The following is a 16,722-nucleotide window of genomic DNA, read 5'->3' as shown; positions in this document are numbered from 1 at the left end:
GCGCGGGGTGTCGATCAGTCGTCGTTCAGGATCGTCCCGACGCCGGACGGGTCGGCGAGCCGGAGCCCCGGCACCCCGGCCACGTACAGCGTGAGCTGCTCGTTCGGCTCGCGCTTGCGGTCACCGCGGACGGTGACCGGGAAGGCCAGCGAGGTGCGGCCCGCGGCCAGCACCCGGCAGCCCACGTACGGGTCGTAGTCCGCGCCGGCCTGCGCGGTGGTGCCGTAGGTGGCCGCGCACACCAGGGCCGGCTCGGAGAGCGGGCGGGACACGGTGACAGTGAACGTCATCGTGGTGGTGCCCTTGTCGCCCTCGGCCACCGAGGTGTCCGCCACCCGCAGCGCGGCGCGGGAGCGGAACCGGGCCACCGTCGGGTCGTGGTCGCTGGCGCCCCGGTCCCCGAGGTCCACGGCGTCGGTGGGGTAGTCGGCGTTGATGTGCGCCGTCCGCACCTGCACCAGGTCCTCGTGCATCGGGTCGTTGACGAACATGTTGTCCAGCGTCTGCGCCTGCCCGCTGAAGGTGTACGAGTAGGCCGCCGCCGGGGCGTCCGAGACCAGGTCGTCCCAGAGGTTGTGCAGGCCGGCCTGGTAGAGCGGGGCGAGCTGGTCCGACGGGGTCGGGTTCTGCCCGGTGGCGATCGGGTCGTCGGGGCGGGGGAAGACGTTCAGGTCGCCGCCGTAGACCACCCGAGCGTCCGGGTCGGCCGCCTCGACGGCCCGCACCAGCGCGGCCCCGTACCCGGCCTGCTCGCGACGCTGGCCGACCCGGCTGTCCGGCCCGGACGAGAAGTGGTTGGCCACCGCCCAGAGCGTGAAGCGCTCGGTCGAACCGGGCGTGGCCCGGACCGTGAACCGGGCCAGCTGCGCGGCGCGGGTGTAGACGTTGCTGCCGTCCACACCGGTCGACCGGTCCACGTCGGCCGGCAGCACCGCGTTGAACGCCTTCGGGTTCTGCACGTCCGCGTTGGACGGCAGCGCCGCCGACCGGTACTGCACCGTCGGCGCGGACCCGAGCAGCGGGTCACCGGCGGTTGCCTGGGCCAGCGTCAGCCGGTCGGTGCGGTAGAGGAACGCCGAGGCGATGCCCCGGGCGTCCGCGCCGGTCCGGTCGTACGCGGCGGCGTAGGTGGGCCCGCCGTTCGCGGCGATGGCCAACGCCAACTCCTGCACCGTGTCCGGCGCGCCGTCGGCGTTGTTGGTGTCACCGCAGGCCAGGCTGCCGTCGACCACCGAGCAGATGTCCTGGTCCTCGGCCTCCTGCACCAGGATCAGATCCGGGCTGTGCAGCGAGGCGACGATCTGCCGGGCCTGCGTGGCCAGCTTCGCGGCGTACGCCTCCGGGCTGGCCGGCACGTAGTCGAACGGTGGGCTGACCCCGGGGCAGCCGCTGTTGCCGGCGAAGTCGCAGCCGTCGAACGGGTCGTCCCGGTAGTCGTACAGGTTCTCCACGTTGTAGGTCGCGACCGCGACCTCGCTGCCGCGGTCGGCGGGCTGCGGCGGGTGGTTCTGCGCCGGGTCCGCGCCGCCGGTCAGGGTGAGCTGCTCGGGCTGCACGCTGTACTTGCTGAACGCGTACGAGACGGAGCCGTAGGCGTCCTCGGTGAGCGTGTCGAACGTGCGCGCCTCGGGCAGCAGCGCCCCGGATTCACCGGCGGTCGCCTTCACCCCGCCGGCCCCCAGCAGGATCCGCTGGTTGTTGCCGTTGTCGAAGAGCGTGCCCGGGATGTCGTCCAGCGGGTGCGCGTCCCGGAACACCCGGCGGGCGTACGGGTCGGACCGCTTCATGATCGGGTCCTCGCGGTCGAGCACGTAGATCTCGGAGTCCGCCGTGGAGGCGTAGATGTGCCGGGGCGCGGAGACGCCGCTGCCGGCGCGGACGCGCATCCGCTCGCCCTCGTGCCGCTCCCAGAACAGGTCGGCCGCGCCCGCCTCGGCCGGCGGGACCGCGTCGTCCACCCGGACGGCGGTGTCCACGTCCAGCCCGGAGGCGAGCTTGCGTACCAGCGAAGCACCGGAGAGCTGGGTCTGGTTGAAGTACTCCGAGACCCGGCCGCGCAGCACGACCTCGTCCCCGACGGTCGGGGCGTAGCCGCCGATCAGCGTGGTGAAGGAGCCCATGAAGACGAAGAGGCCGTCCGAGGTGAGCGGATCGCCGTCCTCGCTGCCGAGCCGGCTCTGGAGGTAGAAGCCCCACTGGTCGGCCCCGGCCGAGCTGCGGGTCAGCGACTTTCCGGTGATCACACCCCGCACGTCGTACAGCAGGGTGCTGGTGCCGTTGCCGGTGGTCGGCGCGAGCGGCGACCGGTCGTCGCGGCCGCTCTCGTCGTCGGCGGTGCGGCCCTGCACCTCACCCACCGACAGCACACTGGTGGCCTGCACGGCGAGTGTGCAGGTGGCGGTGCCGCCCTCGGCGTCCGTCGAGGTGACGGTGACCGTGTAGCCGCCGGCCGGCAGGCCGGTCGCGGTCAGCGTGGCACGGGCCGTGCCGCCGGCTGCGGTCGCCGGGGTGAACGCGGTACGGCTGATCGAGCCGCTCGTCGGCGTCGGGACGACCGCCGTGACCGCGAGGTCGGTGATCGTGTCGTCGGCGTCGGTGGCGGTCACCTCGCGGGTGGCCGTGGCGCCCGCCTCCAGCGTGAGCGCGCCGCCGCAGGTCAGCGTCGGTGGCTGGTCGACCGGGCCGCCGCCGTCGACGGTGTGGCTGCCCAGCCCGTCGAACGTGTCGGTGGTGAAGCCGGCCCACTGCGCGGCCGGGTCGAACGGGTCCGTCGGGTCGGTGTCGCCGGCGCTGATCGAGGGCAGCCGACGCAACGTGTTGTCGGCCGTGCTGGTGAGCCCGCTGCCCCACTCGGTGCCCGGGTCGACGCCGACCTGGCCGAGGGAGTCGACCACCGTGCCGTCCTTGCGCAGCACGATCGCGTCGTCGCCGTTGAACAGCGACCCGGTGTACGTCTGGTCGGCCTGGGCGAGGATCGCCGGCGCGGCCGACGCGGCGGCGAAGACGAACACGTCCCCGGCGGCGACGGTGCCGGTCAGCGCCACGTTGGTCGAGGTGGTCGCGCCGTTGAAGAAGAGTTGAAGCTGGTAACCGCCGGCGGCCAGGTCGATCGGGGCGCCGGTGCCGTTGAACAGCTCGACGGCCTTGTTGTTGGACGACCCCTCGACGTACTCGGAGATGAACAGGTCGGTGGGCGCGGCGCTGGCCGCGGGGGGTGCGACCCCGATGGCCGTGACGGAGACGGCGGCGGTGGTCGCGAGCGCGGCCAGTGTGCGGCGCGGGCGCATGGAGCCTCCACGATGGGTGGGCGGGAACTAACGCACGTTAAGGGTCACGGCCGTCCGTCGTCCATCCCCCGGGCAGCCGTTTGGTGAACGGGCGTCAGCGGTGACTGTCCAGCCGGTGCACCAGTTCGGCGACGTCCACGCCGTACTCGCACCAGTCGCGGTCGGGCCGGTAGCCCAGCTCGGCGTTGACCTTGAGCATTGCCTCGTTGTCCTGCGCGTTCCAGGTCTGCACCTCGGCCACCTCGGGCTCGGCCGAGCGCAGTTCCAGCAGCATCCGCGCCTTGATCGCCCGGTCGATGCCGTGACCTCGGTGGTCGCGGACCACGATGGTGTCGTACTGGTCGGCCCGGGTCGGGTGCTGCGCCGGCACCACCACCTCGGTCAACCCGGCCACCTCGCCGGTCTGTTCGTGCAGCGCCAGCACGATGTACGGCTTCATGCCGCGCCGGTGCAGCGTGGCGAGGCTGTCGCGGAGCCGCTCCGGGTCGTAGGAGCTGGGCCGCAGCTCGCCGTCGTCCACGTCGCGCACCTCGGCCTTCGCCCGCGCGTACGCCTCGATGAGGCCGTCCGGCGGCCCGCCCGGCCAGAACTCGACGTGGTAGCCCGCGCCCACCCCGGTGGCCATCTCGGTCAGCGCCGACCAGTCCACCGTGTCGAGGTCGAGCACGCTGCGCGTCTCGACGTACTCCCGGGCGAAGCCCAGGGCCTCGTAGAACGCGATGGCCGGGGTGTCGCCGACCACCTCGACGCCGATCGACTGGAAGCCCTCGTCCCAGACCCGGCGGGCGGCCACCCGGACCAGTTCGCGGCCCAGGCCGGTGCGCCGGGCCGCCGGGTGCACCAGCACCTCCAGCACGCCGATCCCGCCGAGCAGCAGCACGTGCACGTGCCCGAGCACGGCACCGGGCGTGCCGTCCGGCGCCGGGTCGTCCTGGGCGAGCCAGGAGATCCGGCGCTCGTCGGACATCACCTCGGAGAGGTATTCCCGCATGGAGGTCCCCCGCCAGGGCGGATCCTGGGGCAGATCAGCCGCCAGGACCGCGTTCAGCGTGTCCACCAGCGAGGCGATCTCGGCGGACGACGCGGTCCGAGGGTCCCACTCGCGCACCATCACCCGTCTAGCTTGCCGCCAACCGCAGCTCGGGGGAAGGGTTGAGTCCACGAATGTACGCGAGCGGTCACATCACGTGCCGCTGTGCCGCCCGTATTCGTCGGCCTTGGCGAAGACGTCCTGAGCGTACCGCCGTACATCGTTGTAGGACAGGATCGCGCCCCACCAGTCGCCCGGGATCGTCATGTTCCGGCCGCCCTTGCAGAGGTATTCGCCGGCGGCCAGCGCCGCGTCGTCGATGTCGTGCGGATTCTTCACGCCGTCGTTGTCGGCATCCGCGCCGATCTCCTGCCAGGTGCTCGGGATGAACTGCATCGGGCCGAGCGCCCGGTCGAACTCCCGGTCGCCGTCGAGCCGGCCCTGGTCGGTGTCGGTGATCCGGGACCGGCCGCCCTGGCCGTCGAGGCGGGCGCCGAGGATCTCCGGCGCGGCCACCCCGTCGGGGCGCAGCGTGGCCTTGTTGGCCGAGCCGTGCCCGGACTCCACATACCCGATGGCGGCGAGCGTGGTCCAGCTCAGCTGGCAACTGCGATGGGTCTGGGTGAGCACCAGCTCGGCGTACCCGTAGGCCTGGAGCGCCACCACCGGGATGCCGGTGGTGCGGCCGACCTGCTGCGCCCAGCCGGCCAGCGCGTCGGCCGGGCGGCCGGTCGGCAGGACCGGGGCGGCGGTTGCGCCGGGCGGCAGCGTGCCGGTCGGCCCGACGGTGCCCGGCAGGCCGGTCGGTCCCGGGAGCGCGGGCGCGGCGGTCGCCCCCGGTACGGCGGCGGTCTGCGGCACGCTCTGACCCGGCCCGGCCGTGGTGGCGCCGACCGCGACCGGGCCGGGCTCGCGGACGGCCGCCGGCACGAACACCGCACCGGCCGCGACGGCGACCCCGACCAGCACGAGCAGGAACAGCGCCGGCAGGGCGGTGCGTCCGCCGGGGCGGCGCGACCAGGCGTGGGTGGCGCGGGCGGCGCTCACCGCGAGCTGTCGCGGCTGCACCCGGACCGCGTGCGCGAACGGCACCCGACGGCGCCGCCCACCGGCCACGGCCGGCACCCCGCCGCTCCCCTCGCCGCCGCTCCCCGCGTCGGCCTCGGGCTCCGCGCCGGCCTTCGCGCCGGCTCCGGCGCCGGGCTCCGCGCCTGGGCCGGCCTCGGGCTTCGCGCCGGCTCCGGCGCCGGGCTCCGCGCCGGCTCCGGCTGCGGGCTCCGCGCCCGCCCCGGCCTCGGGCTCCGCGCCCGACCCGGCGTCGGCCTTCGCATCGGCCCTGGTCGCGGGCTTCGCGCCGGCCCCGGGCCGGGGGTCCGGTGTGGACGGCGGCTCGGCGGCGGGGACACGCCGGGCTCGCGGAATCGGCCCCGCGCCGCCGTCGGGCGGCGCGGCGGGTCGCAGGGGCCGGGCCGTCGTTCGCCGTTCGCCGTCCACCACCTGTCGAGTATCACCCATCCGTGTCGCGTCGTCAGGCCCGGCCGTACGCTGGTCGCATGCCCCGGTACGAGTTCCGCTGCCGCGCCTGCGGCGACACCTTCGAGGTCAACCGTCCGATGGCCGAGGCCGGCCGGCCCGCGACCTGCCCGCAGGGCCACGCCGACACGGTCAAGCTGCTCTCCGCCGTCGCGGTGACCGGCCGGGGCGGCGCGGGGGGCGGTCCGTCCGCTCCCGCCGGCGGTGGCTGCTGCGGCGGCGCCTGCGGCTGCTGATCTTTTCCCGCCCGGCCGGTGCTCGCCGCCCGGGTGACTCTTTGGTCGGAATCTGCCCGGCCGTTCTCACGATGCGTGACGACTCGGTCATGGGGCAGCATGAATCCGACGTCAGCGGGCGGAGGTTCGACGTATGTCGCCACGGATCCACCTCCCCAGCGGGTGGGTGACCTTCGTGTTCACCGACATCGAGGGCTCGACGCGACTGGCCCGGATGCTCGGCCCGGTCTACCGCCCGGTGCTGCACGAGCACCGCCGGCTGCTGCGCGACACGCTGGCCGGCACCGACGGGGCGGAGCTGCTGACCGAGGGCGACTCGTTCTTCCTCGCCTTCCCGGACGCGGCCACCGCGGTGCACGCCTGCCTGACCGCCCAACGCGCGCTGGCCGGCCACGATTGGCCCAACCCCGACGCCACGCCCCGGGTCCGGATGGGCCTGCACACCGGGTACGCCGAGGCCCGCGACGGCGAGTACGCCAGCCCCGAGGTGCACCGGGCGGCCCGGGTGGCCGCCGCCGCGCACGGCGGGCAGGTGCTCTGCTCGGCGGCGACCGCGCGGCACGCCGACCCGCTGCCGGACGGCGCGTCCCTGATCGACCTGGGCCTGCACCGGCTGCGCGGCTTCGACGACCGGGAGCGGCTGTTCCAGCTCGTCGCGCCCGGCCTGGAGCGGCGGTTCCCGCGCCCGCGCACCGCCGACGCGGCGGCGCACAACCTGCCCACCCAGGCCACCTCGTTCGTCGGCCGGCACTTCGAGCGGGCCGAGCTGCGGCGGCTGGTCGAGGCGTACCGGCTGGTGACCGTGCTGGGCGCGGGCGGTGCGGGCAAGACCCGGCTGGCGGTCGAGTTGGCCTCCGGGATGGTCGAGGAGTACCCGGACGGGGTGTGGTTCGTCGACATCGCCGCGGTGACCGACCCGGGGCTGGTGGCCTTCGAGATCGCCGCCGTGCTCGGCCTCCGCCCGGAGCCGGGCCGCCCGATGGTCGACACCCTGGTGGAGTACGCGGCGTCGCGCCGGATGCTGGTGCTGCTGGACACCTGCGACGCCCAGCCGGCCGCGTCGGCCGACGTGATCTCCCGGCTGCTGGCCGGCGGCCGGGACGTGCGGGTGCTGGCGACCAGCCGGGAGTCGTTCGGCGTACCCGGCGAGGTGGTGTGGCGGATCCCGCCGCTGTCGGTGGACGAGGGCCCGGGCGGCGGGGGCAGCGACGCGGTGGCCCTGCTGCTGGCCCGCACCGCGGCGGCCCGGGGTGGCCGGCCGCCGGACCCGACCGAGCAGGCCGACCTGCGCCGGGTGGTACGCCGGTTGGACGGGCTGCCGCTCGCCATCGAGCTGGCCGCGGCGCGGCTGCGGGTGCTGTCGGCCGGGCAGCTCGCCGAGCGCCTCGACGACATGCTCGGCACCCTGGACGCCGGCCGGGAGACGGCCGAGCCGCCGCCGGTGGAGGCCGGTTGGAGCGGCAACCAGCGGGACACCGTCGACCTGGTGGCGGCCGCGACCGGGTCCGCGCCGCCGACCCCGGCGACCCGGGCGGTGCACCGTTCCGCCAGCGAGCGGCACCTGACCATCCAGGCCACGGTGACCTGGTCGTACCGGACACTCGGGGCGCGCTCGGCCCGGCTGCTGCGCTGGATGGCGGTCTTCGCCGGCCCGGTGGACCTGCCGAGCGTGCAGTGGCTGCTCGACGAGGACCCGCTCGACCCGCTGTCGGTGCTGGTGGACAAGTCGATGGTGCTGGCCGAGCCGCACGCGTCGGGCAGCACCTACCGGATGTTGGACCCGATCCGGGCGTACGCGGCCCGCCGGCTGATCGAGGCGGGCGAGGAGCAGACCGCCCGGGACCGGCACGTCGCCTGGTCCCGGCACGCGCTGGACCGGGCGCACCTGGGTCCGGACGGCCGGCCGGTGACCCTCTCGCTGTACGCGCTCGACCCGCTGGCCGGGGAGTTGCGGGCCGCGCTGCGTTGGTGCGCCACCGGCGGCAGCGCCCGGTCGGGGCTGCACCTGGCCGGCGGTCTGGACCAGTGGTGGCGGGAGCGCGGGCTGGCCCGGGAGGGGCGACTCTGGCTGTTCCGGCTCTACGGCCGGATCGCCGAGACCGGCGAGACGATCCCGGAGGCGGAGCTGGCCGCCGCGTACCACATGCATTCGTTGCACGCCGGGGCCGACGGGGAGTTCGCCGAGGAGCTGCGTTACTCGCAGCGCGCCGAGGCGGCCGCCCGGCAGGCCGGCGACCTGGGGCTGCTGGCCCGGGTGCTGGCCGGTCGCGCCGCGCCGCTGGTCGACATGGGGCAGTTCGCCGAGGCGGAGCGGGTCTGCCACGAGGTCATCGACTGGGCGTACGCGCAGGACGTGGTCGGCGACGCGCTGCTGGCCGTCTACAACCTCGCCGAGTTGCTCTGGCGTCGGGGCGCGTTGGACGAGGCGGCCGACGTGCTCGGCGCGGCCCGGCCGGTGGAGGCGTCCCGCCCGGCCGAGCGGGGCCGCCGCTCGGTGGACATGTTGCTGGGCATGGTGGCGCTGGCCCGGGGCGACCTGGTCGCCGCGCACGAGCATCTGCTGGTGGCGTTGCGGTCCCGGATGAGCCACGGCTACCTGGGCCGGGCCTGCGACACGATCAATGCGATCGCGGTGCGCTGCGCGCTGGCCGGGGACGCGGTGGCCGCGGCCCGGCTCTTCGGCGCGGCGCACGCCACCCGGGCGAGCCTGCGGGCCACGCCGGGCATCTACGGGCCGTACTGGCTGGCCCGGCAGGCGGAGCTGCGCCGGACGCTGGGCGACGAGGCGTTCGACGCGGCGTACGGCGCGGGGGCCGGTCTCCGGCTGGACGAGGCGGCGGCGTTGGCGCTGCACGTCGANNTCGTTCTGGTTCGGCGGGTCCGGGCCCCGCCCCGCCGCCGAGCCGCGCAGCACGGCGGGCTGAGCGTGCGGACGCCCCCGGCCGCGGTGGCGGGCCGGGGGCGTCCGGTGGGTCAGCGGACGAAGCGCGGCGGGCTGGCCGGGCTCTCGTTCCACAGGCGGTCCAGCGCGGTGACGTGGTAGGTGTACCGCGCGCCGGGGGCCGCCGTGGTGTCCACCCAGGACTGGGTGCCGCCGTCGGTGGCCCGGACGGTGCCGACCAGGTGGGACGCGTCGGCGAAGTCGCACCGACCGGCCAGGCCGAGCCCGTCGAACCGGTAGATCGCGTACGACGTGGCGGTGCCGAGTGGGCCCTTGCCGTCGGCGGGCTGCCGCCAGCTCAGCCGCACGCCGTCGGCCTCCCGCTGGGCTCCGGTGACCACCGGGAAGAGCAGCGGCTTGTGCGGCAGGTGTGTCATGGTCGGCACCAGCGCCGGGCGGGAGTAGTGCTCGGCGGCGTAGATGTCGGTGGCGCCGAGCCGGTTCGCCCGGACCTGCACGGCCGAGAAGTGCACGTTGCCGAGCACCTCCGGGTACGACCGGTTCAGCGTGAGGTGGTTCGACAGCTCCTGCGGGTTCATCCAGAACGACCCGTACGCCGGGTCACCGCTCTTGTAGTCGGCCTGGCCGATGTAGAGCTGCACGTCGGTGCCACGCACCTGCTCGGCCCACCAGGGCACCAGCCGGGCGTAGTCGGCGGCCGGGTACTGGCCGATGTACCAGTAGAGCTGCGGCACCACGTAGTCGATCCACTCCTCCTTGATCCACTTACGGGTGTCGGCGGAGATGATGTCGTACGACTGCGAGCCGGTGGTGTCCGAGCCGTTCGGGTCGGCCGACGCGTTGCGCCAGATGCCGAACGGGCTGGCCCCGAACTTCACCCACGGCTTGGCCGCCTTGATCTTGGCGTTCATCTCCCGCATCAGCAGGTTGATGTTGTCCCGCCGCCAGTCGGCCTTGTCCGTGAAGCCGCGGTTGTACTGCGCGAACGTGGCGTCGTCGGGCACCTGGTGGGTGCCGCTCGGGTACGGGTAGAAGTAGTCGTCGAAGTGCACGCCGTCGACGTCGTACCGCTTGACCGCGTCCATCATCGCGGTCTGGACGAACTCGCGGACCTCGGGGATGCCGGGGTTGTAGTAGAGCCGGCTGCCGGCGACGCCGGCCGGCGGGTAGGCGAAGACCCAGTCCGGGTGGGCCCGGGCCGGGCTGTTCGGCGCGAGCTGCGACAGGTCGGCGCCGGCGCCGCCGGGCGCCGGCATGGAGACGCGGTACGGGTTGAACCAGGCGTGGAACTCCAGGTTCCGCTTGTGCGACTCGGCGACCAGGAAGGCCAGCGGGTCCCAGCCGGGGTCCTTGCCGCGTACGCCGGTCAGGTATTCCGACCACGGCTCGTACGGTGAGGGCCAGAACGCGTCCGCGGTCGGGCGGACCTGGACCACGACGGCGTTGTGGTTGAGCTTCCGGGCCAGGTCGAGCCAGGCCAGGTATTCGGCCTTCTGCTTGGCGACCTGGTCCGGGGCGGTCCAGGAGTCCTTGCTGGGCCAGTCGATGTTGGTCACCGAGGCGATCCACATGGCCCGGAACTCCCGCTTCGGGGTGGCCGGGTTCGTGACGCAGTCGGTGGAGGTCGAGGATATCGGGGCGGCCTGCGCGGGGGTGCCGGCGAGCAGCGCGCCGAGCAGCGCCATGGCCAGCGTGGCGGCGCCGAGTCGAGTTGCCTTCATGCGGTGCGGTCCCTTCATCGGGTCCGGGGGACGGACGGTGACCGGCCGCCGGCGAAGATCGTCAAGATTCGCCGACCGGTGCAGGCCACCGGTAGGAAACTTTCATCAATCCCGATCCCGCGCAAGACCCCGGCACCGGCACTTCGTGATGATTCCGACACCTCCGATGGGGGATTGGCCGGAGGAACCGCTGGGTAGCTTGGCCGGTCACAGACCGCCAACCATGGTGGTCGCACCGTAGGGGGAGGTGAACCATGTCAGTCCTGCGCACCAAGCCGATCCAGGACGTGATCGCCCAGGGCGACGCCGACGGCGAAGACGGCAAGCCGGGGCTGCGCCGCCGGCTCGGCTCGTTCGACCTGATGGGCTTCGGCATCGGGATCGTGATCGGCACCGGCATCTTCACGCTGACCGGCGTCGAGGCGAAGAACAGCGCCGGCCCCGGCGTGGTGATCTCCTTCGGCATCGCCGGCGCGGTCGCGCTGCTCGCCGCGCTCTGCTACGCCGAACTGGCCTCCAGCGTGCCGACCGCCGGCAGCGCCTACACCTACGCGTACGCCACCATGGGCGAGATCGTCGCCTGGATCATCGGCTGGGACCTGCTGCTGGAGTTCGCGCTCGGCGCGGCGGTGGTGGCCCGAGGCTGGTCCGGGTACCTCGCCGACCTGTTCGGCCTGCCCAGCACCTGGTTCGCCGAGGAGGGCAGCGTCGTCAACCTCGGCGCGATCGGCATCGTGCTGCTGCTCGGCGTGGTGGCCATCGTCGGCATCCGCGAGTCCGCCCGGGTCACCAACGTCCTGGTGCTGGTGAAGGTGGCGATCTGTGCCTTCGTCATCATCGCCGGGCTGTTCTTCGTGAAGGCGGCCAACCTCACCCCGTTCATCCCGTCCGCCGAGCCGGCCGGCGCCGGCGACGACGGCCTCAAGCAGCCCGTCACCCAGGCCCTCTTCGGGCTGGAGCCCTCCGTCTTCGGCTTCGTCGGGGTGCTCACCGCCGCCGCGGTCGTGTTCTTCGCGTACACCGGGTTCGAGGCCGTGGCGAACCTGGGTGAGGAGACCCGCAAGCCCAAGCGCGACCTGCCGCTGGGCCTGCTCGGCACGCTCGTCATCTCCACCGTGCTCTACATCGGCGTCTCGCTGGTCGTGGTCGGCATGGTCAACTACACCGAGATCGACGAGGGCGCGCCGATCGCGTCCGCGTTCCGTGCGGTCGGCGCCGGCTGGGCCGCGACGCTCGTCTCCATCGCCGCCGTCGCCGGCCTGACCAGCGTGATCCTGGTCGACCTGGTGGCCATGGGCCGGATCGGCTTCGCCATCGCCCGGGACGGACTGATCCCGCCCGCCATCGCCGAGGTGCACCCGCGCTGGGGCACCCCGTACCGGATCGCCGCGATCATGACGGTCGCGGTCGCGCTGCTCGCCGGTTTCCTGCCGCTCGACGCGCTCGCCGACCTGGTCAGCATCGGCGCGCTCTGCGCGTTCATGCTGGTCGCGATCGCGGTGCCGATCCTGCGCAAGAAGCGCCCCGACCTGGAGCGGCCGTTCAAGGTGCCGTTCTCGCCGGTGCTGCCGATCGTCACGGCCGTGGCCTGCCTCTACCTCAGCCTCAACCTGTCGGTGGAGACGTGGGTGCGGTTCCTGATCTGGATGGCGCTCGGCGCGGTCATCTACTTCGGCTACGGCCACCGCAAGAACCGCCTGGCCCGCCGCGAACACGCCGAGGACACCCCCACCCCCGCCCCCACCCCCTGACCCTGACCCTGACCCCGGCCAGATGATAGGAAGGGGCCCCGCTTAACACCTGAGTGTTAAGCGGGGCCCCTTCCTCTACCGGAAACGTTAAGCGGGGCCCCCGCCTTACCGCTGAACCTGGCGGAGGGGGCCGCGCACGGAGGGCTTGCCGTCGGTCCAGAGCAGCTCGTTGAGCCAGATCTGGCGGCCCGGGTCGGTGGTGCCCTCCTGGCCCGGCGGCCAGGCGTGGTAGAGCAGCCAGGTCCGGCCGTCCCGCTCGACGATCGAGGCGTGCCCCGGCCCGGTGGCCACATCGTTGCTCTTCAGGATCGGGTTCTCCGGCGCCTTCACGCACGGCCCGGCCGGGCTCTCGCAGACCGCGTACCCCTCGGCGTACGTGTCCTTGTCGTAGGCGTTGGCGGCGAAGAACAGGAACAACGTGCCGTCGTGCCGGTGCAGGAACGGCCCCTCGATCAGGCTGCCCTCCCACGGCTCGGTCTGCCGCAGCAGCTTCGTCGCCGGGCCGGTCAGCCGCAGCCCGTCCGGGGTGAGGCGCTGCGACCAGAGCCAGGTGTCCACCCCGATCGCGTTGCCGTCGTTCTTCCACAGCAGCCACAGGCTGCCGTCGGTGTCCCGGAACGGGCTGGCGTCGATCGAGCCGCCCAGCTCCGGCTGGCAGACCAGCGGCTCGTCGGAGTCGTCCCGGTACGGGCCGAGCGGCGTGTCGGCCACCGCCCGGCCCAGGCACTGCCGGCCGGAGGCCCGGTCGGCCACCGTGTAGTAGAGGACGAACCGGTCGGGAGCGAGCTGGATCGCCTCCGGCGCCCAGGTCTTCCCGGCGTCCGCCCAGTCCGGCAGTTCCGGCAGCGCGTCGCCGGCCGGGGTCCAGTCGACCAGGTCGGGCGAGGTGAGCACCGGGACGTTCCGACCGCCGGCGTTGGTGTGGAACAGGTACCAGGTCTCGCCGACCCGGATCGCCTGCGGGTCGGGTGCGTCGCTGGCCACGACCGGGTTGGTGAACACGTTCGCGTCCTCCGGCGTACTCGATGGGGTTGATCCGCCGCCGCAACCGGCGGCGAGCAGCGCGGCGGTCAGGGCCGCCGCGCCGCGCCGGATCCGGCCGGTCACCCCTTCAGGCCGCTGCGGGAGACGCCCTGGATGACGTGGCGCTGGGCGAACACGAACAGGACCAGTACCGGCACGCTCGCCAGCATCGCGCCCGCCATGATCACCGGATAGTCGGTCACGTAGGCGCCCTGGAGCAGGCCCAGGCCCGCCGGCAGGGTCAGCCGTTCCGGGCTGAACAGCACGTACACCGGCCAGAGGAAGTCGTTCCAGTTGGTCAGGAACGACAGCACCGCCAGCGTGGCCAGCGCCGGCTTCGACAGCGGCAGCAGCACCCGGCGGAAGATCTGCCACTGGTTCGCCCCGTCCAGCACCGCCGCCTCCTCCAACTCGGCCGGGATGGAGAGGAAGAACTGGCGCAGGAAGAACACCCCGAACGCGCTCGCCGCGCCGGGCACGACCACGATGGTCAGCGTGTCGATCCAGTTGATCCGCTCGGCGATGATGAAGTTCGGGATGATCAGCGAGGTGGGCGGCAGGAAGAGCGTGCCCACGATCAGCGCGAACAGCAGGCCGCGACCGCGGAACCGCATCCGGGCCAGGGCGTACGCGGCCATCGACGCGGTCGCCAGCACCAGCAACGTGTGCAGGCTGGCCGCCAGCATGCTGTTGAGGAACCAGCGCAGCACCGGGTTGGCGGTGCTGTTCAGGATCTGGTCGTAGCCGTAGGTGGAGAACGGGTTCGGCAGCCAGGTCGGCGGATCCTGCTGGGCGTCGTCGTAGGTCTTCACCGATGTCAGCAGCATCCACACCAGCGGGGTCACGAAGACCGCGGTGATCAGCAGCAGTACGGCGTAACGCGCCACCGTGCCTAGTTTCGACATGGTCTGCCCCTCAGTCTTCCCGGTAGCGGAACAGCCGGAAGTTGACGACGCTCACCACGGCCAGCATCAGCGCGAAGAACACGCTCATCGCGGCGGCCCGACCGGCGTCGTAGTCGCGCAGGCCCTCGTCCACGATCCGCCAGACCACGGTCCGGGTCTGCTCGCCCGGCGCACCCTGGGTGATCAGCAGCGCCTGCCCGAAGACGTTCGCCGAGGCGAGGATCGTGGTGGTGAGGACGAAGAGCATGACCGGGCGCAGGCCGGGGATCGTCACATGGCGGAACCGGTCCCACCTGCCGGCGCCGTCGACCTGCGCCGCCTCGTACAGCTCCGGCGCGATGTCCTGGAGACCGGCGAGGTAGATCACCGCGTTGAAGCCGCTGGTCCACCACACGGTCACGCCGACCAGCGACACCCACGCCCACGGCACGTCGGTGACCCACGGCGTGTCCGAGGGGAGCCCCACCGCGCCGAGCAGCAGGTTGACCAGGCCCAGGTTGGCGTCCAGCAGGAAGCGCCAGAGCAGGCCGATCACCGCCACCCCGAGCACGTACGGGGCGAAGAACGCGGCCCGGAAGAACGTCCGGCCGGGGAACTTCTCGTTCAGCAGGAGGGCCAGGCCCAACGGGATCACCACCAGCAGCGGCACCGAGAGGAGCGTGAAGGTGCCGGTCGCCCGGACGCTCGACCACCAGTCGCCGTAGATGGCCGAGTCGCTGGAGAACAGGTCCCGGTAGTTGCCGAGCCCGATGAACGGCCGGTTGGGCAGTTGGAGGTCCCACTGGTGCAGGCTGATCCAGACCCCGAACAGGATCGGCGCCAGACCGAAGGCGCCGAACAGGACCAGGTACGGCGCGAGGAAGAGGTACGGCGTCGCCCGGTTGCCGCGTTCCGTCACGCTCCGGCGACGGGTACGCCCCGGCGGGGGCGGCGCGTCGTCACGCGCCGCCCCGACCTCGATCACGTCCGCCACGACGGATCAGTTCCCGTACTTCTTGCGGTTGTCCTCAAGCTGCTTGTTCGCCTTGGCCACGCCGTCGTCCAGCGCCTGCTTCGGTGACTTCTTGTTCAGCGCCGCCTCGTTGAAGGCGTTGTAGAAGGTCAGGACGACCTCGCCGAGGCCCGGGGTCGCCGGCGGGAACGCCGCGTACTCCAGCTCCGGGGCGAGCGCGTTGACCTCGGTGAGCGCCTTGAACTCGCCGCTCTCCCGGACCGTCTTGCGCGCCGGCACCTGGCCGCCCTTGGCCCAGTCCAGCGAGTGCTGGCTCAGCCAGTTGATGAAGACCTTGGCGCCGGAGACCTTGTTCTCGTTCGCCGCGCGCTGCTTGACGATGGTGAAGTTGTGCGAGTTCGCCCAGGCGGCCTGCTGGCTGCCGATCTGCGGCAGCGGGGCCACGCCCCACTGCACGTTCGGGCTCTTCTTCAGGTCGTTGATCTGCCAGATGCCGTTCCAGGTGAACGCGTTCTTGCCGCTCTTGAACGCCAGGTAGTCGGCGTCCTGGCCGACGTTGGCCGGCGAGTGGCCCTGCTTGATCATGTCGACCAGCCAGGTGCACGCCTCGACCGCCGGGTCGGAGTTGAACGTCGCCTTGGCCACCTCGTCGTCGAAGAGCTTCCCGCCCCACTGGTGCAGCAGGCTGTAGAACGTCATCCCGCCGGTGAACTGGAACGGGCTGACCCAGAAGCCCTGCACGCCGGACTTCTTCAGCTCGGTCAGCGCGGCGGTGTACTCGTCCCGGGTGGTCGGCGGCTTGTTCGGGTCCAGGCCGGCCTTCTGCATGACCGCCTTGTTGTAGTAGAAGCCCAGCGGGTGCATGTCCAGCGGGATACCGTACCGCTTCTCGTGGTAGAGGCCGCCCTTCCACACGGTGGGGGCGAAGTCGCCCTCGCTCAGCTCCAGGTTCTTGGCCACGTCGTCCAACTCGCTGATCGTGCCGCGGGCGGCGAACGTGGCGAGTTGGTCCATGTGCATGACCGCGATGTCCGGCCCGTTGCCGCTGGAGACCGCGCCGGGCAGCTTGCTGTAGTAGTCCGCCCACTCGTAGGTGACCACGCTGACCGCGATGTTCTGGTGCTCGCTGTTGAACTGCTGAACCAGCGCCTTGAAGATGTCGCCGTCGCCGCCGGTGAAGCCGTTCCACAGTTTCAGGTCGACCTTCGGCCCGGTGTAGTCCTTGCCGCCGTTGCCGGCCGAGCCGGCCCGGTCGGGGCTGCTGCTGCCGCCGCCGCATCCGGCCAGTGTCAGCGAGGCCACCGCGCCGAGGCCGACGCCGAGGCCGAGCAGGCGCCGCCGGCTCATCTCGTTCTGGATCATGGGAACTCCTTGGGGGACGG

Annotated in this window: 11 protein-coding genes; 3 read left to right on the top strand and 8 right to left on the bottom strand. The window is 72.7% G+C overall.

What is annotated here, in order from left to right:
* Window positions 1-14 precede the first annotated feature (14 nt).
* The 3 genes from B1205_RS10120 to B1205_RS10110 all read right to left on the bottom strand — a co-directional run bounded on the left by B1205_RS10120 (window position 15) and on the right by B1205_RS10110 (window position 5,832).
* Window positions 15-3,287 (bottom strand): lamin tail domain-containing protein, encoded by a 3,273-nt coding sequence (locus B1205_RS10120; RefSeq protein ID WP_089155338.1) that lies wholly within the window; start codon window positions 3,285-3,287, stop codon window positions 15-17.
* 94 nt (window positions 3,288-3,381) lie between these two features.
* A complete protein-coding gene (locus B1205_RS10115) occupies window positions 3,382-4,398 on the bottom strand; it encodes a GNAT family N-acetyltransferase (RefSeq protein WP_089155405.1) in 1,017 nt (338 codons plus the stop codon).
* A 72-nt stretch (window positions 4,399-4,470) separates the two neighbouring features.
* Window positions 4,471-5,832, bottom strand: a complete 1,362-nt coding sequence (locus B1205_RS10110; protein WP_176308509.1) for a lytic murein transglycosylase — start codon at window positions 5,830-5,832, stop codon at window positions 4,471-4,473.
* A 38-nt stretch (window positions 5,833-5,870) separates the two neighbouring features.
* Here B1205_RS10110 and B1205_RS10105 point away from each other — a divergent pair, with 38 nt between their 5' ends.
* Both B1205_RS10105 and B1205_RS10100 read left to right on the top strand, forming a co-directional pair.
* Window positions 5,871-6,086, top strand: a complete 216-nt coding sequence (locus B1205_RS10105) for an FmdB family zinc ribbon protein (protein WP_089155336.1) — start codon at window positions 5,871-5,873, stop codon at window positions 6,084-6,086.
* Window positions 6,087-6,219: 133 nt separating this feature from the next.
* The gene (locus B1205_RS10100) at window positions 6,220-9,129 is read left to right on the top strand and encodes an ATP-binding protein (RefSeq protein ID WP_254909820.1); all 2,910 of its coding nucleotides are present in this window, start codon (window positions 6,220-6,222) and stop codon (window positions 9,127-9,129) included.
* On the opposite strand, the gene B1205_RS10095 is transcribed toward B1205_RS10100, so the two are convergent.
* Window positions 9,060-10,709, bottom strand: a complete 1,650-nt coding sequence (locus B1205_RS10095; protein ID WP_089155335.1) for a glycoside hydrolase family 10 protein — start codon at window positions 10,707-10,709, stop codon at window positions 9,060-9,062. The two genes, B1205_RS10100 and B1205_RS10095, sit on opposite strands and share 70 nt — an antisense overlap.
* A 254-nt stretch (window positions 10,710-10,963) precedes the next feature.
* On the opposite strand from B1205_RS10095, the gene B1205_RS10090 reads away from it, so the two are divergent.
* Window positions 10,964-12,460: an APC family permease gene (locus B1205_RS10090; protein ID WP_089155334.1), complete on the top strand. Its 1,497-nt coding sequence runs from the start codon at window positions 10,964-10,966 to the stop codon at window positions 12,458-12,460.
* Between the two features lie 105 nt (window positions 12,461-12,565).
* Here B1205_RS10090 and B1205_RS10085 read toward each other — a convergent pair whose 3' ends face one another.
* The 4 genes from B1205_RS10085 to B1205_RS10070 are packed head-to-tail and all read right to left on the bottom strand — an operon-like array spanning window position 12,566 to window position 16,702.
* Window positions 12,566-13,567, bottom strand: a complete 1,002-nt coding sequence (locus tag B1205_RS10085; RefSeq protein ID WP_089155333.1) for a glycoside hydrolase family 43 protein — start codon at window positions 13,565-13,567, stop codon at window positions 12,566-12,568.
* On the bottom strand, window positions 13,564-14,388 hold the full coding sequence (locus tag B1205_RS10080; RefSeq protein WP_089155332.1) for a carbohydrate ABC transporter permease: 825 nt from the start codon (window positions 14,386-14,388) through the stop codon (window positions 13,564-13,566). The genes B1205_RS10085 and B1205_RS10080 overlap by 4 nt, the downstream gene beginning before the upstream one ends.
* 10 nt (window positions 14,389-14,398) lie before the next feature.
* A complete protein-coding gene (locus B1205_RS10075; protein WP_089155331.1) occupies window positions 14,399-15,361 on the bottom strand; it encodes a carbohydrate ABC transporter permease in 963 nt (320 codons plus the stop codon).
* Between the two features lie 6 nt (window positions 15,362-15,367).
* Window positions 15,368-16,702 (bottom strand): ABC transporter substrate-binding protein, encoded by a 1,335-nt coding sequence (locus B1205_RS10070; RefSeq protein ID WP_089155330.1) that lies wholly within the window; start codon window positions 16,700-16,702, stop codon window positions 15,368-15,370.
* Between the last annotated feature and the right edge of the window lie 20 nt (window positions 16,703-16,722).

Origin of the sequence: Micromonospora sp. NBS 11-29 (genome assembly GCF_002140155.1) — a bacterium.
In the GTDB taxonomy this organism is placed as follows: Bacteria; Actinomycetota; Actinomycetes; order Mycobacteriales; family Micromonosporaceae; genus Micromonospora.
Note: the sequence above shows the minus strand (reverse complement) of the source record. Positions and strands in the feature narration are given on the sequence as shown.